20 protein-coding genes are annotated in these 23554 nt (G+C 73.7%); 7 read left to right on the forward strand and 13 right to left on the reverse strand.

What is annotated here, in order from left to right; translation table 11 throughout:
• The first annotated feature begins 152 nt into the window (after window positions 1-152).
• The gene (locus tag ABZ117_RS32675) at window positions 153-1214 is read left to right on the forward strand and encodes a TauD/TfdA family dioxygenase (RefSeq protein WP_356826139.1); all 1062 of its coding nucleotides are present in this window, start codon (window positions 153-155) and stop codon (window positions 1212-1214) included.
• A 1-nt stretch (window position 1215) separates the two neighbouring features.
• On the opposite strand, the gene ABZ117_RS32680 is transcribed toward ABZ117_RS32675, so the two are convergent.
• Window positions 1216-2247, reverse strand: coding sequence for an LLM class flavin-dependent oxidoreductase (locus tag ABZ117_RS32680; protein WP_356826141.1), 1032 nt, complete (start codon window positions 2245-2247; stop codon window positions 1216-1218).
• A 67-nt stretch (window positions 2248-2314) separates the two neighbouring features.
• The gene (locus ABZ117_RS32685; RefSeq protein WP_356826143.1) at window positions 2315-3829 is read right to left on the reverse strand and encodes a metallophosphoesterase; all 1515 of its coding nucleotides are present in this window, start codon (window positions 3827-3829) and stop codon (window positions 2315-2317) included.
• A 119-nt stretch (window positions 3830-3948) separates the two neighbouring features.
• On the opposite strand from ABZ117_RS32685, the gene ABZ117_RS32690 reads away from it, so the two are divergent.
• Window positions 3949-4764, forward strand: a complete 816-nt coding sequence (locus ABZ117_RS32690; RefSeq protein ID WP_356826145.1) for an SAM-dependent methyltransferase — start codon at window positions 3949-3951, stop codon at window positions 4762-4764.
• 295 nt (window positions 4765-5059) lie between these two features.
• Window positions 5060-7459 (forward strand): M4 family metallopeptidase, encoded by a 2400-nt coding sequence (locus ABZ117_RS32695; protein WP_356826147.1) that lies wholly within the window; start codon window positions 5060-5062, stop codon window positions 7457-7459.
• Between the two features lie 56 nt (window positions 7460-7515).
• On the opposite strand, the gene ABZ117_RS32700 is transcribed toward ABZ117_RS32695, so the two are convergent.
• The 4 genes from ABZ117_RS32700 to ABZ117_RS32715 all read right to left on the reverse strand — a co-directional run bounded on the left by ABZ117_RS32700 (window position 7516) and on the right by ABZ117_RS32715 (window position 12416).
• Complete coding sequence (locus ABZ117_RS32700) at window positions 7516-8664, reverse strand: glycoside hydrolase family 64 protein (protein WP_356826173.1); 1149 nt, start codon at window positions 8662-8664, stop codon at window positions 7516-7518.
• Between the two features lie 199 nt (window positions 8665-8863).
• On the reverse strand, window positions 8864-9619 hold the full coding sequence (locus ABZ117_RS32705) for a dienelactone hydrolase family protein (protein ID WP_356826149.1): 756 nt from the start codon (window positions 9617-9619) through the stop codon (window positions 8864-8866).
• A gap of 282 nt (window positions 9620-9901) precedes the next feature.
• Window positions 9902-10522 carry an L-threonylcarbamoyladenylate synthase gene (locus ABZ117_RS32710; RefSeq protein WP_356826151.1) on the reverse strand — a complete coding sequence of 207 codons (621 nt, stop codon included), beginning with the start codon at window positions 10520-10522 and terminating at the stop codon, window positions 9902-9904.
• A gap of 658 nt (window positions 10523-11180) precedes the next feature.
• Window positions 11181-12416: a serine hydrolase domain-containing protein gene (locus tag ABZ117_RS32715; protein WP_356826153.1), complete on the reverse strand. Its 1236-nt coding sequence runs from the start codon at window positions 12414-12416 to the stop codon at window positions 11181-11183.
• A gap of 338 nt (window positions 12417-12754) precedes the next feature.
• Between ABZ117_RS32715 and ABZ117_RS32720 the strand changes: the two genes are divergently transcribed.
• Entirely contained in the window at window positions 12755-12964 is a 210-nt protein-coding gene (locus tag ABZ117_RS32720) for a hypothetical protein (protein ID WP_356826155.1), read from the forward strand.
• A gap of 4 nt (window positions 12965-12968) precedes the next feature.
• Here ABZ117_RS32720 and ABZ117_RS32725 read toward each other — a convergent pair whose 3' ends face one another.
• Window positions 12969-13436 (reverse strand): hypothetical protein, encoded by a 468-nt coding sequence (locus ABZ117_RS32725; RefSeq protein ID WP_356826157.1) that lies wholly within the window; start codon window positions 13434-13436, stop codon window positions 12969-12971.
• A 339-nt stretch (window positions 13437-13775) separates the two neighbouring features.
• On the opposite strand from ABZ117_RS32725, the gene ABZ117_RS32730 reads away from it, so the two are divergent.
• On the forward strand, window positions 13776-15125 hold the full coding sequence (locus tag ABZ117_RS32730; RefSeq protein WP_356826159.1) for a transaminase: 1350 nt from the start codon (window positions 13776-13778) through the stop codon (window positions 15123-15125).
• 44 nt (window positions 15126-15169) lie between these two features.
• The gene (locus ABZ117_RS32735; protein WP_356826175.1) at window positions 15170-15610 is read left to right on the forward strand and encodes an Lrp/AsnC family transcriptional regulator; all 441 of its coding nucleotides are present in this window, start codon (window positions 15170-15172) and stop codon (window positions 15608-15610) included.
• Between the two features lie 37 nt (window positions 15611-15647).
• Here ABZ117_RS32735 and ABZ117_RS32740 read toward each other — a convergent pair whose 3' ends face one another.
• Window positions 15648-16757, reverse strand: a complete 1110-nt coding sequence (locus ABZ117_RS32740; RefSeq protein ID WP_356826161.1) for a PP2C family protein-serine/threonine phosphatase — start codon at window positions 16755-16757, stop codon at window positions 15648-15650.
• Between the two features lie 248 nt (window positions 16758-17005).
• On the opposite strand from ABZ117_RS32740, the gene ABZ117_RS32745 reads away from it, so the two are divergent.
• A complete protein-coding gene (locus tag ABZ117_RS32745; RefSeq protein WP_356826163.1) occupies window positions 17006-17914 on the forward strand; it encodes a GNAT family N-acetyltransferase in 909 nt (302 codons plus the stop codon).
• Between the two features lie 93 nt (window positions 17915-18007).
• Here the strand turns inward: ABZ117_RS32745 and ABZ117_RS32750 are convergent, their stop codons facing one another.
• From ABZ117_RS32750 to ABZ117_RS32770, 5 genes are all read right to left on the reverse strand, one after another.
• Entirely contained in the window at window positions 18008-18910 is a 903-nt protein-coding gene (locus tag ABZ117_RS32750) for a Gfo/Idh/MocA family oxidoreductase (RefSeq protein WP_356826165.1), read from the reverse strand.
• 35 nt (window positions 18911-18945) lie between these two features.
• Entirely contained in the window at window positions 18946-19929 is a 984-nt protein-coding gene (tgmB, locus tag ABZ117_RS32755; RefSeq protein ID WP_356826167.1) for an ATP-grasp ribosomal peptide maturase, read from the reverse strand.
• Window positions 19930-19946: 17 nt separating this feature from the next.
• On the reverse strand, window positions 19947-20138 hold the full coding sequence (gene tgmA / locus ABZ117_RS32760) for a putative ATP-grasp-modified RiPP (protein ID WP_071376133.1): 192 nt from the start codon (window positions 20136-20138) through the stop codon (window positions 19947-19949).
• Window positions 20139-20392: 254 nt separating this feature from the next.
• A complete protein-coding gene (locus ABZ117_RS32765; RefSeq protein ID WP_356826177.1) occupies window positions 20393-21229 on the reverse strand; it encodes a fructosamine kinase family protein in 837 nt (278 codons plus the stop codon).
• 583 nt (window positions 21230-21812) lie between these two features.
• On the reverse strand, window positions 21813-22691 hold the full coding sequence (locus ABZ117_RS32770; protein ID WP_356826169.1) for a hypothetical protein: 879 nt from the start codon (window positions 22689-22691) through the stop codon (window positions 21813-21815).
• Window positions 22692-23554 lie beyond the last annotated feature (863 nt).

Raw genomic sequence — 23554 nt, forward strand, 5'->3', positions numbered from 1 at the left:
TTCCGCGTGTCCGCCTCACGCGCCGGGGTACCCCGGCCGGTTCAGCCGGCGGTGCCGTCCGGCGGGAGCGTGACGCGGGGGGAGTTCGCGGTGCGGGGGCCTCGGTGTCAGGATCTGAGCGGAGCCGGTACCGGACGAGCATCGGAGCGCGCATGACGACGCACAGGGTCACAGCGGGGCAGCCGGAGCGGGACGCGGACGCGCAGGGACAGCCGCCCGCACACGGGACCGCGGCGGGTGCCCGTGCCGGGGTGACGGCCCCCGGTTCGGACCTCACGGTTTCCGGGGTGGAGGTCCGGCCGGTGGCCGGGCACATCGGTGCCGAGATCACCGGTGCCGACCTCACCGGGCCGCTCGACGACGCCGTGGTGACCCTGGTCCGGCAGGCCCTGCTGCGCTGGAAGGTGGTGTTCTTCCGGGACCAGCACCTGGACCACGCCGGCCATGTCGCCTTCGCCCGCCGCTTCGGCGAACCCGTCGTCCCCGCCCGGCGGGGCGGTGCCTCACCGGCCGGCTTCCCCGAGGTGGAGACCACGGCGGACCGGCTGGAACTGGGCGGACGCTTCGGCATGGAGCACGAGGAGTGGCTGCGGCGCCGCCGGCACACCCTGCTGCGCGGCTGGCACTGCGACCACGGCGCCCGGATCGACCCGCCGGCCGCGACCGTCCTGCGCGCCGAGACCGTACCGCCCTACGGCGGCGACACCACCTGGGCCAATCTGGCCGCCGCCTACGCCGGGCTGTCCGCGCCGGTCCGCGCCTTCGTGGACGGGCTGCGCGCCGAGCACCGGCTCGGCGTCGGCTACCAGCCCCGGCCGGGCGACGACGCGTACGTCCGGCACCTCCTGGACCACCAGGTCGCCTCCGTGCACCCGCTCGTGCGGATGCATCCGGAGACGGGGGAGCGGGTGCTGTTCGTCAACGGCTACTACGTGGAGCAGATCGCCGGCGTCTCCCGGCCGGAGAGCGCCGCGCTGCTGGAGATGCTGCTGGAGCAGGCGGTGCGCCCCGAGTACACCGTCCGCTTCCGCTGGGAGCCCGGCAGCGTCGCCTTCTGGGACAACCGGGCCACGATCCACCTTGCCCCGAGTGACAACGCCCACCTCGGCGCCCCCCGGATCATGCACCGGGTGATGCTCGCCGGAGAGGTGCCGGTGGGCGTGGACGGCCGGCCGTCGGAGCCGGTCACCGGCCCGGCGGTGGGGCAGTGGTGAGTCAGCGGGCGGGCCGCCACCCCAGCGCCGGACCCAGCTTCGTCGCCATGTCCGTCAGGATCTGCACATAGTCCTCGTGCCCGAAGGTGAACGGCAGCGCGAACGCCACCTCGTCGACCTCGCGGAACGCGGCGTGGGCGTGCAGCCGTTCGGCCAGCTCCGCCGAGGTGCCGACCAGGTCCGGCGCGAACAGCAGCCGTGCCGGGCCCTGCGGGGAGGCCGTACGGGGCAGCCGCCGGGCCGCGTACTCGGCGTACCGGGCGCGCTGCCCGGGGCTCGCGGAGTCGGTCGGGATCACCACCAGCCCCTGGGAGACGCGGGCCGCGTCCCCGTCGGGGTGATGGGCCCGGAACTCCCGGATGTGGGACAGCTGTGTCGCGGCGAAGTCCGGTGTCCCGCCCGCGCCGTCCTCGGCCTTGACGACGCTGCTCGTCAGCAGGTTCATGGCGTGCTCGCCCGCCCAGCGGGCCGACCCGAGGCTGCTGGCGCCGTACCACAGCCGCCGCCCGAGGCCGGGGGAGTGCGGCTGGACCACGCGGGAGAACACCTCGAAGCCCTCCTCCCCGCGGAAACCGGTGGCGGGCTCGCCGCGCACCAGGTCCAACAGCCGGCGTACGCGCTCGTGCCCGAAGTCCTCCGCGTCGGCGGTGTCCGGATAGAGGGCGTCCCTGACCTCGTCGAAGTGCTGGGGCGGGCCCACGCTGACCCCCGGGTTGAGCCGGCCGCCGGACAGCACGTCGACGGTCGCCAGGTCCTCGGCGAGCCGCAGCGGGTTCTCCCAGCCGAGCGGTGTCACCGCCGTGCCGAGTTCGATGCGGCGGGTGCGCTGGGAAGCGGCGGCGAGGACGGCGACCGGGGACGAGATGCCGTACTGGAGATGCCGGTGGCGGACCCAGGCGCTGTCGAAGCCGAGCCGCTCGCCCAGTTCGATGATCTCCAGGGTGGACTCGTGGCCGCGGCCGGGGTCCGCCGCGTCGAACAGGCCGATGGTGAGGAAGCCCAGCCTGCGCAGGGGGCGAGGGGTGGACGGCACGGGCTCCTCCAGCGGTCGTACGTCGGTACGGCACCGATTCTGGCAGGCGAGTGTGACAACCGTGTGATCAGTTCGGCGGGCCGGGGAGCGGGATCACGACCTCGTCCTCGACGGGCGGGTCGAGTTCCTGGCGGCGGTTGCCGGTCGCGGCGAAACAGCGCAGCCGGACCGCCCCGGGACCGACGTCCAGCCGCAGGAAGCACTTGAAGAACGGGGGGCTGTGGGTGGTGGAGGACGGCGAGAACAGCTGGGTGTAGATCTTCCGCACCGGCAGCCGGAACCGGGCGGTCCGCTCCGGCCGGCGGCCGGCGCCGAGCAGGCTGGCGACCAGCCGGGTGCGGCGGGTGATCCGTACGCCGGGTTCCGGCGTACGGCCCGGCTCGATGCCCAGCCGTTCGGCGATCACGGCCGTCGCCTCGGCCGCCGTCAGCCCGAAGAGGCGGGGCAGCCGCAGCCGGCGGCCGTACAGCCGGCTGTAGAAGGCCAGCGAGTCGCCGCGCAGCGGATAGCAGCGGAAGTCGCGCTCGGTGACACCGCCGACCGACACCCGCGGGATGGTGTGCGTGGCGTGCATGAACGCCCCGCCGCCGCCCGCGACCACGTACTGGACGGTGCGGCCGTCCACCTCGACCGGGTACCGCTGGTAGTTGTGGATGTCACCGCCGATCGCCGCCACGTAGTGGTGCTCCGGGTCCCGGACGATGCCGTCCACCGTGCCACCGCCGTCGATGGGGCACGGGTGGTGCTCACCGTCGACGTACAGCGGCGACCCGGTCAGGAGAATCTTCGGCCGGGGCCCGAGGGACATCTCCCGCAGCCAGGCGCCCTGTTCGGCGTCGATGGTGCCCAGCAGCCCGGTGTCGATGCCGACGATCCGCACCGGCCCCGCGTCGATCGCCCAGTACGGCCCCGGCTGTACGGCCTGTTGCTCCGGCGCCGACCGCAACCGCCGCGCCTCGGCGAGCCGCTGCTCGTCGGCGGGGCGTGCCCGGTGCCACAGCAGCGAACGCCACCAGGCGCGGGTCAGCGGGCCGGGCCGGGGCTCCGGGGGGAGCGGCCGGGGCTCGGCGCAGAAGACGCGCATGAAGGCGCCGAGGTCCTCGTACCAGTCGTGGTTCCCCGGTATCGCGTAGACCGGCGCGGGATAGTCCTGGTACGGCCGGAAGAACTTGCGGCCGTAGTCGTCGGCGCTGCCGACGGGATAGACGATGTCGCTGGCGATGACGGCGAACTCCGTGTCCCGCGCCACCTTCAGGAAGCCCGGCACCACCGCGTACTGCGAGTCGCCGCCCTCCCCGGTGTCCCCGATCACCATGAACGAGAACCGGTCCGGTACGTCCCGCCGGATGAGTTTGTCGGCGGGCGCGCCCGCCGCCGCCCGCCGGGCCACCCAGCGGCTGCGGGTACGGCCCGTGGGGTCACCGAACCAGGACGCCAGCACGCCGTTGCGGGCGGCCCACAGGATCCGGGGGTCCAGCCACGACAGCTTCTCGGTACGGGCCGGCATCAGCCGCCGGTACGCGCCGCGTTCGGCGGCGCCCCAGCCGGCGCCCTGTGCGGTATCGCGTGAGGAGTCGGACACGCGGTGCACGGTAACAACCAGCGTCCCCGGAAACCCGGACCGGCGGGTCAGGAACCAGCAGGAGCACGTAAGTTGTGCCGTGAATGATCCACGCCTCGGCTGAAAGACGGACTCGACCCATGACCGACCCTGTGACGACGCCCGAAGAATCGATGCGCCAGAAGATCGACACGTCGGTGCCGCACTCGGCCCGCATCTGGAACTACTGGCTCGGCGGCAAGGACAACTATCCCGTCGACGAGGAGGCCGGCGACGCGTACACGGCCGTCTTCCCGGGCATCGTCACCATCGCCCGCAGCAGCCGTGCCTTCCTGCGCCGTACCATCACGTATCTGGTGTCCGAGGCGGGCATCCGGCAGTTCCTGGACGTCGGCACCGGTCTGCCGACCGCCCAGAACACCCACGAGGTCGCGCAGGGCCTCGCCCCCGAGGCGCGGATCGTCTACGTCGACAACGATCCGATGGTCCTCGCCCACGCCCGCGCGCTGCTGTACTCCTCCCGCGAGGGCGCGACGGCCTACATCGACGCCGACGTGACGGACCCGGACCGCATCCTCGAGGCCGCCGCCCGGACGCTGGACCTCGGCCGGCCCACCGCGCTCATCCTCAGCAACATCCTGGGACACGTCGCCGACCACGACCGGGCCCGCTCCATCGTGACCCGGCTCATGGACGCCCTGCCGCCGGGCAGTTACCTCGCCGTCAACGACGGCTCACGCGGCATCGACCCGGTCTTCGAGGAGGCGCAGGACGCCTACAACGACAGCGGTGCCGTCCCGTACAACCTGCGCACCGTCGACGAGATCACCGCGTACTTCGACGGCCTGGAACTGATCGAGCCCGGCGTCGTGCCGGTGACGCAGTGGCGCCCGGAGCCCGGCGCGCCCACGCCGGAGGTCGTCGCCGAACACGGCGGACTGGCCCGCAAGCCGTAACTGCCGCGCACGCACCGGCCGGCGCCCTCTCCTCCGCCGGGAGGGGGCGCCGGCCGGTGCGGGGTGTCCGGGCTCCGGCTGCGAGGCGGTGGCGGGCGGACAGGGGGAAAACCCTCGATTGACCCGCCGTTGGGTGACATGGTCCGGTCAGGGCTGTCATTCTCCCTCCGAACGCTGATCCACCCCACCCGTACACGGATCACGGTCCCGCACAGCTCAGCTCGCCCGGGCGGCAGACCCGTCCGCCCGGTCTGTCATCGGCCGCTCACCGGCGGCCGCAGCAGTAGGAGTACGAGTGAGACCCCACAGAGCCCTTCCCCACAAGCGGGCCACGGTCGGAGCCGCCCTGGTCTCCACCGCCGCCTTCCTCGCCGTCGGTCTCCAGGCCGTACCGGCCACCGCCGCACCGGCCGCTCCCCACCCCAGCCCCGTGCGCGGCGGCGGCCTGGCAGCCGGCCTCAGCCCGGCCCAGCACCAGGCGCTGATCAAGAGCGCCCGGCAGAGCACCGGCACCGTCGCCCGCACCCTCGGGCTCGGCGCCCAGGAGAAGCTGGTCGTCCGGGACGTCGTCAAGGACAACGACGGCACCGTGCACACGCGGTACGAGCGCACGTACGCCGGACTCCCCGTCCTCGGCGGCGACCTCGTCGTGCACACCCCGCCCGCCTCGAAGGCCGCGGGAACCGTGAGCACCACCTTCAACAACAAGCGCACGATACGGGTGCGCTCCACCACCGCGACCTACACCAAGGCCGCCGCGGAGACCAAGGCGCTGAAGGCCGCGAAGGCCCTGGACGCCAAGAAGCCCGCCGCCGACAGCGCCCGCAAGGTGATCTGGGCGGGCACCGGCACCCCGAAGCTCGCCTGGGAGACGGTGATCGGCGGCTTCCAGGACGACGGCACACCCAGCCGGCTGCACGTCATCACCGACGCCAACACCGGCAAGGAGCTGCACCGGTTCCAGGCCGTCGACACCGGCGTCGGCAAGACCCGGTACAGCGGTCAGGTGACGCTGACGACGACCCAGTCGGGCTCGAACTACACGTTGACCGACGGGACCCGCGGGGGTCACAAGACGTACAACCTGAACCACGGCACCTCGGGCACCGGAACGCTGTTCTCGCAGACCAGCGACACCTGGGGTGACGGGACCAACTCCAACGCCGCCACCGCGGGCGCCGACGCGCACTACGGCGCGCAGGAGACCTGGGACTTCTACAAGAACACGTTCGGCCGCAGCGGCATCCGCAACGACGGCGTCGGCGCGTACTCCCGCGTCCACTACGGCAACGCGTACGTCAACGCGTTCTGGGACGACAGCTGCTTCTGCATGACCTACGGCGACGGCACGGGCAACAACGACCCGCTGACCTCGCTGGACGTCGCCGGCCACGAGATGAGCCACGGCGTCACCTCGAACACCGCCGGCCTGGAGTACAGCGGTGAGTCGGGCGGCCTGAACGAGGCCACCTCGGACATCTTCGGCACGGGTGTGGAGTTCTACGCGAACAACACGTCCGACCCCGGTGACTACCTCATCGGCGAGAAGATCGACATCAACGGCAACGGCTCGCCGCTGCGCTACATGGACAAGCCCAGCAAGGACGGCGGCTCGGCCGACAGCTGGTACTCCGGCGTCGGCAACCTGGACGTGCACTACTCCTCGGGCCCGGCGAACCACATGTTCTACCTGCTGTCCGAGGGCAGCGGCACCAAGGTCATCAACGGCGTGACCTACAACAGCCCGACCTCCGACGGGGTCGCCGTCACCGGCATCGGCCGCGACGCCGCCCTGAAGATCTGGTACAAGGCGCTGACGACGTACATGACGTCCAGCACCGACTACGCCGCCGCCCGCACCGCCGCCCTGAACGCCGCCGCCGCGCTGTACGGCACCAACTCCACGCAGTACGCGGGGGTGGGCAACGCCTTCGCCGGCATCAACGTCGGCAGCCACATCAACCCGCCGAGCAGCGGGGTGACGGTCACCAACCCGGGCAGCCAGTCGACCACCGTCGGCACGGCCGTCAGCCTCCAGATCCAGGCGAGCAGCACCAACAGCGGCGCGCTGTCCTACAGCGCCTCCGGCCTGCCGGCCGGCCTGTCGGTCAACAGCTCGACCGGTCTGATCTCCGGCACTCCCACCACGGCGGGGACGTACAGCACCACCGTCACGGTGACCGACTCCACCGGCGCGACCGGCACCACCACCTTCGGCTGGACGGTCAGCTCGACCGGCGGCGGCTGCGGCTCGGCCCAGCTGCTGAGCAACCCCGGTTTCGAGTCCGGCAGCACCGGCTGGACCTCGACCAGCGGCGTCATCACCACCGACAGCGGTGAGGCGGCCCACGGCGGCTCCTACAAGGCCTGGCTGAACGGCTACGGCTCCACGCACACCGACTCGCTGTCCCAGTCGGTCACGATCCCCGCGGGCTGCAAGGCGACCCTGACCTTCTACCTGCACATCGACACCGCGGAGACCGGCACCACCGCGTACGACAAGCTGACGGTGACCGCCGGTTCGAAGACCCTCGCGACCTACTCGAACGCCAACGCGGCCTCCGGCTACAGCCAGAAGTCCTTCGACCTGTCCTCGCTGGCGGGCTCGACCGTCACGCTGAAGTTCAACGGCGTGGAGGACGCCTCCCTCCAGACCAGCTTCGTCGTGGACGACACGGCCCTGACGACCGGCTGATCCCGCACCTGACCGCGGTCCCGCACCCGCTCCCCGGGTGTGGGACCGCCGTCATGTCAGCTCAGCGGGTCCAGCGTGAGATACGCCTGCTGCGGGCTGCCGTCGTGCACCAGTGACTCCTGGTTGCCGACGTCGTCGAAGGCGAAGGCATAGGCCTTGCCGTCGGCCATCTGCGCGTGGATCTTGCGCGCGTAGTGGTTGGTCACCGTGTCCTGGTAGAAGTTCGCCGTCGTCGTGTCCGGCTGGTCGGGGTTCACCAGCAGGGTCGACCGGTTGAAACCGGCGCACAGCGTACGGGAGATGGGGCCGCGCACGTTGTCGTTCGGTGCGTCCAGCAGCTTGTGGCAGCCGAAGATGCTGGAGGCGTCCGGCTTCTGGAAGCTGGTGACCACCGCGCCGGCGGAGTTGGTGAAGTTCATGACGCCGCCCGAGACCCGGCCGTAGTACTTGGTGTTCGGGTCGTTCGCGAACGGTGTCACCGTCAGGGTCGACGTCGTGTACTTCTGCCAGACCCGGTTGACGTAGTCGTCCATCACGTTCGCCGGCAGGGCGCCGGTCTCCACGCCGTACAGGGGGGACAGCGCGCGCAGCACGGTGCCGTCGGAGCGCGTCTGGATCAGGTTGGCCCAGCCGCCCGGCTGTCCGCGCAGCGCGTTGAAGAAGCCGGCCCAGCCACCGGACTTCAGGTGCCCGGTGGTGCTCACGCTGCCGTCGGCCCGCTGCACCCCGACCGCGTACGGCGCCGAGAACATGTCCACCTGGGTGCTGTTGAGCCACAGTCCGGAGTCGTTGAGCGTGTACTCCGACCAGTTGAACAGGATGTTCCTGTTGGGGTCGGTGGGGTTCTGCACGGCCGGCTGCACCAACCCGCCGGTGGTGAGGCGGAAGTCGAGCTTCTGGCCGTACGAGAAGTAGATCCGGCCGGAGAACTTCGGGACCCGGATCGTCGTGGACTGCCCGGCGGCCGGGCCGGGTATGGCCGCGTCCGGTGCGGGGGTCGGCGGATTGCCGCCCGCCGGCCAGGCGTGGAACGTGCCGTTCGCGTCGGCCCAGCCCTGCCGCCCGGAGGACAGCTGGGTGCCGAGGTCGTAGACGTAGACCTGGTCGGAACGGCCCGAGTTGTTGGTGATCTTCAGCGGGATGGTGTCCGGGACGGCGGCGTCGGCGCGGACCGGTGCGCCGAGCGTGAGCGCTCCGCCGATCAGCGCCGCGGCGGCGGCCAGCGGCAGGGCGGGACGGGTGAGCCTGTGAGGCACTCTCCACCTCCGTGTGGGGTCGGGGTCGTACGGTCTGGTCCGTACCTGTTCTGAGAGCGCTCTCAGGTTCATGCCACGACACGTTCATGTCAATGTTCCGGACCGAATCGGTGCGGCGCCCGCCGGTCCGCGGGCGCCGGACCCGGCGTCAGAAGGTGCGCGCCAGCAGGCCGAGCAGGGCCGCCCAGTGCCGTTCGTCGGCCTCCCGGTCGTAGGCGGGGGTGTCGGCCTGGGTGAAGCCGTGGTGCGCGCCGGCGTAGACCTCGCAGGTGTGCCGTACCCCGGCGGCCGTCAGGGCCTCCTCGAAGCGCGTCACCTGCTCCGGGGGCAGCGACGGGTCGTCGTCGGCGTGCCCGAAGTACAGCTCCGCGGTGATGCCCGGCGCCTCCAGGTGCGGGCTGCCCGGGTCGTCGGTGGCCAGGCGGCCACCGTGGAAGCCGGCGACCGCCGCGACCCGGTCCGGGTGGGCGCCCGCGGTCCACAGGGCGAGCCGGGCGCCCATGCAGTAGCCGGTCAGCGCGACGGGGCCGTCGGCCGCCGCCGGACTGCCGGCCAGCCACCGCAGATAGGCGTCCGCGTCCCGCTTGACCAGGTCGGGCGTCAGGCCGGCCAGCATCGGGCCGAGCCGCTCCCAGAGGGTGGGGTCGGCGGCCGGGTCGATGAACGCGGGCAGGTCCAGCACCGGGGCCCGGCCGAGGCGGTAGAACACGTTCGGCACCAGCACCGTGTAGCCGGCGGCGGCGAGCCGTTCGGCCATCGACCGCAGGTGCGGGCGCAGCCCGTAGGCGTCCTGGTAGAGGAGCACGGCCGGGCGGGGGCGCCCGTCGGCCGGCTGGACGAGGCAGGCATCGGCGACACCGTCCTCGGTGGTGATGTCGACGCTGGTCGCCCGGACATCGGTCATGGTGAGAAGCCCTTCCCTCGGGGACGGACGCGGGCGGTTCCCTGCCCGGCGCCGCGACGGATCCCATGCTGCCACGCAAGATCGCCGAGCCGTGCCGCGAGAGCGGCGCCCGGCCGCGGCCCGGGCCGCGGCCCGGCTACCGGGCGGGCGCGGCCCAGTGGTCGGCTACCGGGGCGGGTGCGGCTCGGCGGTCGCTACCTGGGCGGGCGCGGCTCCTCCGTCGCCTATCGCTTCGGTGGTGGCAGGCGGGGCAACGGCCGCGGTACGCGGCCTCCCGCGCGTTCACTCGAAGCGGCTCGGGTCGCCGGCTCCCCGGCGGACGATCTCCGCCTCCCCGCCCGAGAAGTCGACCACCGTCGTGGGCTCGGTACCGCACTCTCCGGAGTCGACCACCGCGTCCACCACGTGGTCGAGCCGGTCCTTGATCTCCCAGCCCTGGGTCAGCGGCTCCTCCTCGTCCGGCAGCAGCAAGGTGCTGGACAGCATCGGCTCGTCCAGCTCCGCCAGCAGCGCCTGCGTGACCACGTGGTCGGGGATGCGCACACCCACGGTCTTCTTCTTCGGGTGCAGCAGCTTGCGCGGCACCTCGCGGGTGGCCGGCAGGATGAACGTGTAGCTGCCGGGCGTCGACGCCTTCACGGCCCGGAACACGTCGTTGTCCACCCGGACGAACTGGCCGAGCTGCGCGAAGTCCCGGCACATCAGCGTGAAGTGGTGCCGGTCGTCCAGCCGGCGGATGGAGCGGATCCGGTCCATGCCGTCCCGGCTGCCGAGTTGGCAGCCGAGCGCATAGCAGGAGTCGGTCGGATATGCGATGAGGGCCCCCGAGCGGACCGCGTCGGCGACCTGGCCGATGCTGCGCGCCTGCGGATTGTCGGGGTGCACGTCGAAGTACTTCGCCATTCGACGAGCTTATTCCGTCGGTGGACGCCCGGCGCGCAGGGGCGGTGCCCCGTCGGCATCCGCCGGGAGCCGTGCCGCCTCCTCCGACGCGATCGTCGCCGACGCGCCCCTGCGGGACGGCGGTGTGGCCGGCGGACTCCAGGCCACCACCCTCCAGACCGCGGCGCCCCGGCATCTCCGTGCTGGTCTCCGTGATCAGCGCCCGCGTCGGCGACACCCTGGAGACCGAGCCGGCCGGCGCAGGCGTGCCCCGTGCGCTGGCCGGGAAGCCGGCCGGGGCGAAGGATGCGGCGGCGACGGGCGTCACCCCCCTCTCCCACGGCATGCCCGGGAGCCTCGGCTCGGCCGTCACCGAGGGCAGCACCCGCGCGTTCGTGGACGGCCCGCACGCCGCCGCGGTGGTCACGGGTCTGCTGTGTGTGCTCGGCGCGGCCCTCGCGGCAGCCGGCATGCGCAAGGGGCGCGCCCGACACTGTCGCGATCGGCCGGAATTGGTGTGCGTACTTTCCGGGAGCCGGGGCAAACGAGGGAGGACCGCCCGGGGACGTCCCCCCGCCCCGGGCGTGGCGTCTCCGCCGGCGGCCGATCCCCCCCAGGCCGCCGGCGGAGCCATGTCCGGTGTGCCGCCCCGCTCCTGGCCACTGCGCGGCTGCGCGTCTCACCTGGCCGCCGGCTCGGCCGGCAGGTTGAACACGTGCCGGGGGGAGACGATCTGTGTGACCGCCTGACCGAACAGCGTGCTGGGTTCGTCCTTGCCGTGGTTGATGTCGGTGTTGAGGACGATCACCAGCGTCGTGCGCGTCGACGGGAGGTAGATGGTCAGCGATTCGTAGCCGGGCAGGGACCCGTTGTGGCCGATCCACCCCTGCACGTCGAAGATGCCCAGCCCGTACCCGGCGCCCGGAATCGCGGTCGCCGGGGTGACGAGGCGTTGTTTCTGCGTGGCGGCGCTGACCATCCGCTTCCCGTCGGGCAGTCGGCCGGTGGCCACGGTGCGCGCCCAGACGCGCAGATCGTCCAGGGTCGAGATCATCGCCCCGGCCGCCCAGCCCCAGGACGGGTTCCAGTCGGTGGTGTCCGCGGTCTTCCCGTCCGCCGTCTGGTCGGTGTAGCCCTGCGGGTGCGGCGCGGGGAACTCGTTGCCGGCAGGGAAGAGCGTGTGCTTCATGCCGGCCGGATCGAGGATGTGCCGCTGGATGTAGTCCCCGAGGCGCTGCCCGCTCTTCTGCTCCACGACCAGGCCGAGCAGGATCAGGTTGGTGTTGCTGTAGTAGAACTTCTCGCCGGGCTGGAAGAGCACCGGGTGCTTGAAGGAGTAGGCCAGCAACTGCTGGGGTGTGAAGGGGCGCCGGGGGTCGCCGGTGAGCGCCTTGAAGAAGGCGTCGTCCTCCGAGTAGTTGAACAGCCCGCTGCGCATGCCGGCCAGCTGACGCAACGTGATCTTGTCACCGTTGGGTACCCCGTCGACGTACTTGCCGATGGGGTCGTCCAGGCCGAGCTCGCCCCGGTCCACGAGCTGGAGCAGGGCGGTCACGGTGAACGTCTTCGTCTCGCTGCCGATGCGCGTGTACATGTCCGGGGTCATCCGGCGACCGGTCGACTTGTCGGCGACGCCGAACGAGCGGACGTAACCGGGCTGTCCCGGCGTCCAGATGCCCACGCTCACGCCTGGGGTGCCGGTCTCGCGCCGCACCCGCCGTACGGCCGCGTCGACCTGGCGTGCCACGTCGGGGGTGAGGGCGCGGACATCCGAACTCGAGGGACTCGGCGTGTCCGAGGCGGGTGCGGCCGGTACGGCGGCCGGTGCCGTCCCCGCGGCGAGCGGTACGAACAGCGTTCCCGCGAGCGCGGCGGCGGTGGCCCCCCTGCGCAGGCGTGCGGACGAAGGCGACATGGGCTGACTCCAACCACGTGACAGACGCGTGAGAGGCGACCTGAGCGAGACGTCCGAGCCCGGATCTCCCCAGCATAGGAGCGCCCGGCCCACCCTGCGCGTCGGCCGGCCCCCGCGCCCTGCGCACCCCGCCGCCCCCCTGCGCACGCCGCGGGACCGGAGCGGACGGGCGGGAACGCCGGTCGGCCGGCCCTCGTCCCGCACGCACGCGACGAGCCCGGGCCGGGCTGGAACGCTTGTCCGGGGGGTGGCAGGGCCGTTCGGGCGATGGCCTCACCCGACCCGGTGAGCGGCCGGCGCCGAGCGTACCGGCGGCGGGCCGGGGGCGTTGCCCCGGCATGAACCGCTTGGACTGGATGGACCGGAGGGACCGCGTGGACCGGATGCGCCTGCTGGGCCGGGTGGACAGCGGCCGGGAGCCCGTCTACGCCGGGCTCGTCGCGGAGTGGCGGGCGCAGGGGCGGACCGTCCCCGCCGAGCCCGAGGCGCTGTGGACGGCCCTCTCCGGCCCCGCCGTCCCCTCCCGGCGCCGGCCCGGCCCGGGGTGATCCGCTACCGTCCGCACAGCGGCGACAGGACGGCCAGGGCGCCGTTGGCCTGTCGCAGCGCGTCCTCCAGGGCACCGGGCGCGTGGAGGGTGCCGGTGCCGTCGGGCGGTACCAGCCACTCCAGATAGCGGGCGGGCCGGTACGGCGGCGGCACGGCCACCCACGTCCCCTTGCTCGCGTACCGCAGTCCGGCGCCCACCCAGCCCCCGGCCGGGTCCGGCGGCAGGAGGAAGCCGACCCGCCCGGCCGCGGTGTCCACCAGGGTCGGCCCCGGCACCGGCAGCGCGGGCCGCCACAGCAGGTCCAGGGTGAGCAGTCCCAGCCGGTCGGGGACGCTCAGCATGTCCCAGAAGCGGCCCGCCTCCAGCAGGGCGATGCCCTCGCCGTGATCCCACTCCCATTTGCAGCCGCGCGGATCGGCCGCCGCCGCGGCCAGCCACTCCACGCCCCGCGTCCACATCGTGTTCGTCATGCGCTGCTCCGGGTCTCCTCGCCCGCCTGCCTGAGCGCAGGGAGCAACCGTGACCGGGCCCCGCGTGTGTCCGTACGGCCACCCGGCATATGCATGGTTGTAGATACTTCTACGGCGCGGAAGGGGTGGCGAACCGTGGCGTTTGAGCCGGGACGTTCGAACTCCGCTTGCCGGTTCGTCAGCCGGACGAGGGGGGACGCGTCACCCGCGCGGTGACCGACCGAGACTGGACGCACGTTTCACTCGTCAACACGCTCGGATCGATCGCGATCTGTTGAACGAGCCGCCACTTCGGTCGTATGGTCACGGCATTCCGTCGCCGTCTTCGTGAGGTACTCCATGGACCGCACGCGTCTGCCCGCCCTCCTGTCCCGCGAGAGCGCCGAGGCCGAACGCCGCAACCCCCGCTCGCGAGCGGCCTACGCGCGCGCCGACCACCTCTTCGGCCGGGTGCCGATGACGTGGATGAACAAGACCGCCGGCGCCTTCCCGCGCTATCTCGCCGGGGCGCGCGGCGCGCGGGTCACCGACATCGACGGGCACGAGTACGTCGACTTCTGCCTCGGCGACACCGGTGCGATGGCCGGCCACTCACCCGCCCCGGTCACCGAGGCGGTCCAGCGGCGGTACGCCGACCTCGGCGGAGCCACCGCCATGCTGCCCACCGAGGACGCCGAGTGGACCGGCGCCGAACTGACCCGCCGGTTCGGCCTGGCGCGCTGGAGTTTCTCCCTCACCGCGACCGACGCCAACCGCTGGGCGATCCGGCTCGCCCGTGCCGTCACCGGACGCCCGAAGATCCTCGTCAACAGTTACTGCTACCACGGCAGCGTGGACGAGTCGCTGATCGTCACCGGGCCGGACGGCACCGGCACCGCCCGCCCCGGCAACGTCGGCGCGCCCTGTGACGTGACGCTGACCAGCAGGGTCACCGAGTTCAACGACCTCGCCGGGCTGGAACGGGAGCTGGCCCACGGCGACGTCGCCGCCGTCCTCATGGAGCCCGCCCTCACCAACATCGGCATCGTGCTGCCCGAACCCGGCTACCTCGCCGGCGTCCGCGAACTGACCCGGCGGTACGACACCCTGCTCATCAACGACGAGACGCACACCTTCTCCGCCGGACCCGGCGGCTGCACGGCCGCCTGGGACCTGGAGCCCGACCTGCTCACGATCGGAAAGGCGATCGGCGGCGGCATCCCGGCCGGCGCCTACGGCCTGTCCGCCGAACTCGCCGACCGGCTGCTGGGCCGCGCCGACCTGGACCTCGTCGACATGGGCGGCGTCGGCGGCACCCTCGCCGGTAACGCCCTGTCGGTCGCGGCGACCAGGGCCACCCTGGAACACGTGCTCACGGACGAGGCGTTCGCCCGGATGGCCACCCTCGCCGAGCGCTTCGAGACGGGTGTCCGGGCCGCCGTCCAGGCACACGGACTGCCCTGGTCGGTCAGCCGCCTCGGAGCCCGTACCGAGTACCGCTTCACCTCCCCGGCCCCGCGCACCGGCACCCGGTCCGCGGCTGCCGCCGACCCGGAACTGGAGGACTTCCTGCACCTCTACCTCGCCAACCGGGGCATCCTGCTCACCCCGTTCCACAACATGGCCCTGATGTGCCCCGACACCACCGAGCGGGACGTCGACACCCACACCGAGGTCTTCGCCGCCGCGCTCGCCGAACTGGCCGGCTGAGCGAGGCCGGGAGAGAGAGCCGGGACATGAGGGAGATGAAGGACATGGATGACATCGACCGCGCCATCCTGCGGGAACTCCAGACCGACGGCCGCATCGCCTACGCCGACCTCGGCCCCAGGGTCGGGCTGTCCGCCTCGGCGGCCCGGCAGCGCCTGCAACGCCTGCTGGACTCCAGGGCCGTCCAGGTGGTCGGCGTCACCGACCCGATGGCCATGGGCGGACAGGCCATGGCCCTGCTCGGCATCGGCGTCGACGGCGACCCCCGCACCGTCGCCGACGCCCTGGCCGAACGCCCCGAGGTCGTCTACTCCGTCCTCACCTCGGGCGGCTTCGACCTCTTCGCCGAGGTGGTCGCCCCCGGCCCGAAGGAACTGCTGGACTTCGTCAACGACGTGGTGCGCCCCGTCGAGGGCGTCCGCGAGATCCGGTCCTTCCCGTACTTCGGCATCCACACCCACCGCTTCCTGTGGGACGTCGGCTGACCACCGAAGGAGAGCGGCCGGAACGCCCGCGAGCGGGTCAGGTCGCCGCGGGTAGTTCAGGTGACAGCACCAGCATGGTGACGTCGTCGCGGACCTCGTAGCGCCGCCGGGCCAGATCCGCCCACACCGCTCCCGGCAGCTCGGCCGACGGGGTACCGGCCAGCGCGGCCAGCCGCTCGGGCAGCGGATAGAAGGTGCCGGTGGCGTCCCGCGCCTCCCACACCCCGTCCGAGGCCACGAACAGCCGGTCACCCGGACCGAGCGCCACCGTGACCTCCTTCGGCGGGCCGACGCCCACCAGTTGGATCCCCAGCGGCGGACCGGGCGCGACGGCCACCTCCCGGGCCTGCCCCGCGCACAGCAGGACGGGCGCCGGATGACCGCACGCCACCAGCCGCACCGCGGCCGTACCCCCGGCGAACTCCAGCAGCAGCGCCGTCGCGAACAGCTCCCCGTGCCGTACGTCCGCCGAGTCCACCGCCAGCCGGCGGTCCATGCGGGCCGCCACCGACTCCAGGTCCGGCTGGTCCAGGGCCGCCTCCCGGAACGCCCCCAGCAGTGACACCACCGTCGCGACCGCCGACAGCCCGTGCCCCCGCACGTCCCCCATCACCGCGCGCACCCCGTACGGCCCCTCCCGGACGTCGAAGAAGTCCCCGCCCACCAGCGTGCCGTTCTGCGCGGCCCGGTAGAAGGCCGCGCAGCAGACCCGCCCGACCCGCTCCGGCAGCGGCGGCAGCACGGCCCGCTGCACCGCCTCCCCGATGGCCCGTTCCGTGTCCAGCTGGGCGTCGCGGTGGCTGCGCACGAAGGACACGAACACGCTCAGCGCGGCCACGAACACGATGGTGAGCAGGTCGGTGCTGCCGGGCCGGTTCAGATGCGTGGCCGGCACGTTCAGCACGACGATCACGCCCACGCCCAGCACACCGGTCATCACCGGGCCGTACGACAGGACGGCCAGCGGCGGGATGGCGCCCAGCAGGAAGCCGACATCACGCGCGGCGGGCGTCACCAGCGTGGCGGCGGTGACCGCCGCGAGCAGGAGCACGGGCAGCACCCGTACCCACCACGGCGGTGGCGCGCCACGCAGCCAGCCGCGATCCTCCCGGTCCCCGTGCGACGACCAGCCGCGCACCGTTCCCACATCCCCACGCTACGCCGCCACCGCCGGCGCAGCCCACCGCCGGGCGCACCGGACCGCGCCGAAAACCCGTGGACGCCCGCCCCGCGGGCCGCCTAGCCTGTGGGGCACCACGACCGAGGCGGACGGACGAAGGAGGCGGGCACGATGCAGGTCACCACCACCGAGCGCTCCCCCTTCCCCGTGCCGCCGGCGTGCCACGCCTGATCCGACCGGGAGCGCCGCACCCCGCACGCATCCCGGAGGAACCCTTGACCGACCTGGTCATCCGCACGCTCGACGCGAGCAGTGCCGCCCTGTTCCGTGCCATGCCCGACCCGCTCGCCCTGGCCGAGAAGCACCGGAGCACCCGCTACCGCCCCGACTGGCAGCGCGTCGCGCTGCGTGACGGCCGCACCGTGGCCCGCGCCGCCTGGTGGGGCCGCCCCGAGGACCCCGAGCCGCTGGTCATCAACTGGTTCGACGTCGCCGAGGGCGAGGAGGCGGCGGGCGCCGAACTGCTGCGGACCGCGCCCTGGCAGACCCCCGAACTGGAACTCGACCTGCCCGCCGGCTGGCGCGACGACCCGCGCCTGCGGGCCGCCGCCGGCACCCGTGCCACCGCCGCGCGCCAGGCCGGATACACCCCGCTGGTGGACCGCTTCCTCTACCGCTGGACCCGGGACCTGGGCCTGCCCGAGCGGCCCGGCCGGCTCCGGTTCACCCCCGAACCCGACGACGCCGTCTTCCACGGCCTGCTGCGCCGCATCCACTCCGCCACCCTCGACGCGCACGCCCGCCGGGCCATCGGGAAGGGCGGCACGGACCGCGCCGCCCAGGAGGAACTGGACGGCCTGCGCCTGCTCCCGTCCCCGCGCGCCTGGTGGCAGGTCGCCCGTACCTCCGGCGGCGATCCGGTCGGCATCCACATCCCGGCGGGCAACTCCGCCGGGCCGTGCGTCGGCTTCATCGGAGTGGTGCCGGAACACCGCGGCCACGGCTACGCCTACGACCTGCTCGCCGAGTGCACCCACTTCCTCGCCGCGCGGGGCGCCGAGTTCATCGCCGCCGCCACCGACCAGGGCAACCTCCCGATGGCCGCGCACTTCACCACGGCCGGCTACCCCGTCGTACGGGAACGCGTCAACTACTGGGCCGCCGGCGCCACCGGCGCCGGGTGACCCCGCCGGCCGCCCGGTGGCCGCGCCCTGGCCCGTCCACGAGGCGGTGCCCCGCGCGCCGGCCGGTCTCCCTCCCGCACGGCCGGGAACCGCCTAGTCGGTGCCCTCCCACGGGCGGGTCTCCGACAGGCGGGTCTCCGCCGCCGCCAGGATCTCGGTGACGCGGAGGCCGAAACCGGCGTCGCAGGGGTGCGGGCGGCCGGTGCGGGCCGCCCGCACCAGGGCGTCGGCGGCCCGGGCCAGCGCGGGAACCGCCCCCTCCGAACTCCCCGGCAGGGCGGTGACCCCCGCCTCACCCCGCAGTTCCACGTCGGCCCCGGCCGCCGCCGGCGGGGCCGTCAGGCTCAGGGTGAGCGTGCTCGACGCGCCCGTGGCGTGGTCGAGGACCAGATGGACGGTGTCCGCCGGACCGTGTGCCGCCGCCACGACCTGCCGTACGTCGCCCAGGACCGGCAGCAGCACCGACAGGGCGTGCGGGCCGACGTCCCACAGCGCGCCCTTCTCCCGCCGCCACGGCGACGCCGCGAACGGGCTGTCGGACGTGAACACCGCCCCGAGCCACTGCGCCCGCGCCGTGAACCAGCCTGTCACGGACGCCTGTTCCTCGATCCAGGCCTCCGGCTCCTTCTGGAAGCGCGCGGTGAAGAACACCACCGACGCCACCCCGGCCCGCTCCACCGCGTCCGCGACGGCCCGTGCCTCGGCGACCGACAGCGCCAGCGGCTTGTCGAGCAGCAGATGCCGGCCCGCCGCTGCCGCCCGCACCGCGAATCCGGCCTGCACGGACGGCGGCAGGGCCACCGCCACCGCGTCCACGTCGGCCAGCAGCGCGTCCACGTCGGCGTAGGCGGGCACGTCGTACTGCTCCGCCAGCTCCGTGGCCGCCTCCGGCCGGCGCCCCCACACCCCGGCGAACTCCAGGCCGGTGTGCCCGGCCAGGGCGGGGGCGTGGGCCGCCCGTGCCCACGGGCCCGTTCCCAGCAGTCCGATGCGCATGTCGCGTTCCTCTCTCCGAGCCGTCCCCCGCGGACTCAAGATGCCGTACTCCGGTCGCCCTCCGCACACCCGCGGTCCGGATCCGTCTCCTGAGCGAGCCATGCGGCGATGGTGGCGGCGATCGGCTGCCCGGTGTCCATCTCCACGAACCCGAACTGGCCGGACTGGTTGCACTCCAGGAACCACCAGATGCCGTCCGCGTCCTCCGCGAAGTCGAAGGCGCCGTAGGCCAGTTCCGCGTCCCGCAGGTAGCGCAGCACGCCCTCGGCGACGCGCGGCGGCACATCCGCGGGCAGCCAGGGGGAGACCGACGGGGCGAAGCGGACGTCCACGTCGTCGGGACCGGCGTCCGGGTCGGTGGGCTTGCGCGCGGCCAGCAGCGTGCCGCCGACGGCGGTGAGCCTGATGTCGGCCCGCTTGGCGATCCGCCGTTGCAGCAGCGTCGGTCCGAAGGCGACCGCGGTGAAGTCGGCGTCCGGTGCGACCCGGCTGGTCGGCACCGCCCGCGGCGGCTCCTGCGGATGCGCGCCCGAGACCGGTTTGACCACCAGGTCCGGGAAGCGTTCCGCGAACGCCCGCGCCGCCTGCGGGAACGTCGTGATCAGCGTGGCCGGCACCGGCAGGCCGCTGCCCTGGGCGAGGCGCAACTGCCAGGGCTTGTGGCGGGCCCGGCGGGCCGCGTCCGGGTGGTTCATCCAGCGGGCGTCACTGGCGCGCAGCATGCCGTACAGCGCCTGCGACGACTCCTCCGTCAGCCAGGCCGACGGCTGGGCGGCGCGGGCCGCGGGAATCCCCGGTCTGCGCACCCACACGGAGCGCAGACCGCCGATGCCGACCAGCCGCCCGCCGACGGACAGATGCCCCCGGCAGGCGCCGTGGACGAACTCGCCCGACAGCGCCACCCCGTTGGTCAGATCGGCGGGGTCGAGCCGGACGACGGGCACGCCCGCCTCGCCCAGCCGGAGGACCACCATGTCCGCTGTCACGTCCTCTTCACTGGTCAGGATGAGCACGGTCATCTCTCGACGCCCGCGGTTCAGTCGTCGAAGTGCGTCTTGGAACCGGCGGTCGAGGTCGTGGTGCCGAGCGCTCTCAACGTGGCGTGATCGGTGGCAGCCGCGCGCCCGTCCGGGAGGACGTTCAATTGCAGTCCGGAGTCGTACGCGTACGGTGTGGTGACGTCCAACTGCACTGCGGGCCGCGCGTAGTTGAGCGTGAACGGTTGCATGGTCTCTCCCTGATTAGGCTGTCACGTCCTTATACGAGTCGAACGGGTGATTGGTTTCCTTACGGTCCGTGATCACGCGCCGGAAGCGGCCCGGGACCGTGCCTGAGCAAGAAGACGACACCGCGCCGTTCCGTCGACGCGACCGGGTGGCCGCGGCCCGCCCGCGGCCCGCCGCGCCCGTGACCCCTTGGCGTACGGGTACCCGGCATCCGGGCGGGGGAGGCCGGCCGTGACCGGGCGGACGGGGGCCCGGGTCAGCGCGTGAGCGCCTCCCGTGCGACCTCCAGGGCCCGCTCCGCGTACGACCGGCCGAACAGCAGGACGTGCACCAGGAGCGGGAAGAGCTGGTGCAGGCCCACCCGCTGCCGCCAGCCGTCCGCCGGCGGGGCCGCCTCCTGGTAGCCGGCGAGGATGCGGTCGAGCTGGGGGCAGCCGAACAGCCGGAGCATCGCCAGGTCGGTCTCCCGGTGTCCGCCGTGCGCGGCCGGGTCGATGAGCCGGACCTCGCCGTCCGCGCCCCACAGCACGTTGCCGTTCCACAGGTCGCCGTGCAGCCGGGCCGGCGGCTCCGGGGGACCCGCCAGTTCCGGCAGCCGCTCACAGACCCGCTCGAACAGGGCCGCCTCGGCGGGGCTGAGCGTGCCCCGGTCGACCGCGCCGCGCACATACGGCAGCACGCGGTGTTCCGCGTACCAGCGGGGCCAGTCGGTGCCCGGCGCGTTGCGCAGGGGCGCGGCCCCGATGTAGGCGTCGTCGGGGCCGCCGGGCGGAGGCGCCCCGAGGTGGGGCGCGCCGGCCGCGTGCAGGGCGGCGAGGGCCCGGCCGAAACGGAGCGCCGCCTCCGGGCTGGGGCTGCCGGTCGCCACCCGCTCGGTCACCATCCAGTGCTCGTCGTGCCCGAGCACGGCCGGCACCCGGACCGCGTCCGCCGCGGCCAGCCAGCGCAGTCCCGCCACCTCGGCGCGCACGGCCCCCGGGCCGTCGCCGCGTTTGACCATCACCGGTGTCCCGCCGTCCAGCAGCACCTCGGCCGGTGACCCCGGCGTCGTGCGCACCCGGCCGGCCGGGCGCCCGGTGAGCCGGGCCGCCACCTGCCCCGGCCCCTCGTCTCGGTCGACCACGACCCCAGCGTACGACCCCAACGGGGCACACGCGCAGACCACTTCAGCCTCGCCCCCGCCCGGCCCGGTTCCCGCTCCGGCGGGAACGCGAGGCGGGGTGACGGGGGCGGGGCTGCCGGTTGGTGCCGTCGTAGGCACCGGCTTGGCGGGCGCCGGTTCCCGCCCGGTGGACGGGGGCGTGAGGCGGGGGTGGTGCTGTCGGTTGGTGGCGCCGTGGGCCCTGGCCTGGCGGGCTCCGCTCCGTGCGCCCCGGGGGGTGTCCGCTCGGTAGCGTCGGCCGCACCGGGGCGCGGGCAGTTGTTGGCGGGTTCCGGTTCCCGCCCGGTGGACGGGGGCGTGAGGCGGGGGTGGCGCTGTCGGTTGGTGGCGCCGTGGGCCCTGGCCTGGCGGGCTCCGCTCCGTGCGCCCCCGGGGGGTCCGCTCGGCGGTGCCGGCCCCACCGGGGCTCACTTCCGTGCGGCGGGCCCCGTGCGTTTGCCGGCAACTCGCCGCCCCTTGTAAGCACCGGACGCTCGGTTCGCCCCCTTACGGCACCGGACGTGTCCGCGCGGGCTCAGCCGGCGACGGGGTGTGACGTGGGGGGCAGCCCCACCGGATTGCCGGGGGGCAGCAGGCCCGAGCCGAGGACGGCTGCCGTCAGCGGTTCCAGCAGGCGGGCCAGGTGCCCGGCGCGCTCGGCGCCCAGCGCGGACCACGGCCCCTCCGCCGCCGCGTCGGTGCGCGCCTCCGTCTCCGCGCGTACCGCGGCTCCCGCCGGCGTGAGCGTGCCGTCCGCCGCGAGCCGGCCGGACGCGCGCAGCCGTGCCACGGCCGCGTCCCATTCGGACTCCTCCCACTTGCGTGTCGTACGCAGGAACGACCCGTCGGACTCGCCGGCCGCCGCCTTGAGCACCATGGCCTCGACCGGTCCGAGCCCCAGGCTCACCAGCACCGCGACATGCGAGTCGCCCCGGTGCTCGCGCAAGGTCGTCAGGGCCTGCCACAGGCGGGCGGCGGGCCGTTCCGGGCGCTCCAGCGCCTGGTTGGCGGCGGCCAGCACCCGGCCCGTGGTGTCCGCCGCCGCCGCGGCCTCCCATGCCAGGTCCGCGGCCTCGGCGAAGTCCGCCGAGCCGACGGTGTCCGCCCCGAACAGGCGGGGCATCGCCGCGTTCATCGCCTCTTCCCGGGCCGCCAGCACGTCCGCCGGGGCCGCGTACCCCCAGGCGTCCGGCAGCGCCCGGGCCACCCGGGAGGGATGGAAGACGTAGAAACTGCTCGTCACCACGGACGGGGGCGCCGCGCCCAGGGGGGCGGCGCGCAGGGCGAAGTAGCCCATCCAGTAGCCGCGCAGGCCGAGCCCGTCCGCCGCCCGGTGCGCCTCCGGGGCGAAGTACACGAGGTCGTGCACCGGTTCGTACCGTTCCCACAGTGCCCGCGCCATTCCATCCGCCACTGCTTCCTCCCACCGCGTCGGCCTGCCGTGCTGTCGGGCACCAGCCTGCGTTATGACGGCTGTCATAACAAGGGGCGGGGGGGCACCGGACCGGCACGCGGACCCGGCCGCCGGCGTTGCCGAGCATTTCCGTGAACCACACCGCACGGTCGGGGCAGGCAGTCAGCCGCAGGGGCACCTTCCCGGTACCGTCCGGCACCGGGAGGACGGTGACCGTGCCGGTGGCGCCGATGCTGCCGGTCCGGCCCGCCTGGTCGCCGTAGCGGACCAGGCCGTCGGGCCCGCCCGTGATGCCGCTCGGCGCACTGTCCGGTTCCGGCAGCGGGAACCGGGTGACCTGCGCCGCGCAGTGAATCCGGTCCACGGAGCGGGTGCCGGGCGCGGTGCACCACATGCCGCCCGCGGCCCGGCGGTGCTGCCGGCGGGGAAGGCGGCACCGCCGGGCGGCGGGAACTCGGTGATCCGGCCGGAAGGGGTGATCCGGCCCGCCTTGCCGCCGCCCGGCCCGGTGAACCACAGGGCCTCGTCCGACCCCGGGGTGATCTCCGCCGGACCGGTGTCCGGACCGGACTCCGGGCCGGAGTCCGGGAAGTCGGTGACCCTGCCGTCGGCCGCCATCCGCCCGATCCGCCCGGCGCCGTGCTCCGCCAACCGCAGCGCGCGGCCCGGACCGGTGGTGATCCCGGCGGGGGCGACGCCCGCCACCGTCCCGCGACCGTGGTGAGCGGATACTCCGTCACCTCCTCCGCCCGGCCCCGGCCCCGGCCCCGGCCCCGGGCCGGGGCGTCCCCTCACCAGGCCCGATGCCCCACACACTGTCGACGGCGGCACGGCCCGCGCGCGGGCTAGGGTCGGCCGCATGA

Origin of the sequence: Streptomyces sp. NPDC006309 (assembly GCF_040613095.1) — a bacterium.
Taxonomy (GTDB): Bacteria; Actinomycetota; Actinomycetes; order Streptomycetales; family Streptomycetaceae; genus Streptomyces.

Excerpts from the sequence above, each read along its gene's own strand:
- ABZ117_RS32690 (WP_356826145.1), top strand. The coding sequence starts at position 3,949 with ATGACCGACCCTGTGACGACGCCCGAAGAATCGATGCGCCAGAAGATC.
- ABZ117_RS32730 (WP_356826159.1), top strand. The coding sequence starts at position 13,776 with ATGGACCGCACGCGTCTGCCCGCCCTCCTGTCCCGCGAGAGCGCCGAG.
- ABZ117_RS32725 (WP_356826157.1), bottom strand. The coding sequence starts at position 13,436 with ATGACGAACACGATGTGGACGCGGGGCGTGGAGTGGCTGGCCGCGGCG.
- ABZ117_RS32750 (WP_356826165.1), bottom strand. The coding sequence starts at position 18,910 with ATGCGCATCGGACTGCTGGGAACGGGCCCGTGGGCACGGGCGGCCCAC.
- ABZ117_RS32710 (WP_356826151.1), bottom strand. The coding sequence starts at position 10,522 with ATGGCGAAGTACTTCGACGTGCACCCCGACAATCCGCAGGCGCGCAGC.
- ABZ117_RS32720 (WP_356826155.1), top strand. The coding sequence starts at position 12,755 with ATGAACCGCTTGGACTGGATGGACCGGAGGGACCGCGTGGACCGGATG.
- ABZ117_RS32735 (WP_356826175.1), top strand. The coding sequence starts at position 15,170 with ATGGATGACATCGACCGCGCCATCCTGCGGGAACTCCAGACCGACGGC.
- ABZ117_RS32715 (WP_356826153.1), bottom strand. The coding sequence starts at position 12,416 with ATGTCGCCTTCGTCCGCACGCCTGCGCAGGGGGGCCACCGCCGCCGCG.
- tgmB (WP_356826167.1), bottom strand. The coding sequence starts at position 19,929 with ATGACCGTGCTCATCCTGACCAGTGAAGAGGACGTGACAGCGGACATG.
- ABZ117_RS32705 (WP_356826149.1), bottom strand. The coding sequence starts at position 9,619 with ATGACCGATGTCCGGGCGACCAGCGTCGACATCACCACCGAGGACGGT.
- ABZ117_RS32675 (WP_356826139.1), top strand. The coding sequence starts at position 153 with ATGACGACGCACAGGGTCACAGCGGGGCAGCCGGAGCGGGACGCGGAC.
- tgmA (WP_071376133.1), bottom strand. The coding sequence starts at position 20,138 with ATGCAACCGTTCACGCTCAACTACGCGCGGCCCGCAGTGCAGTTGGAC.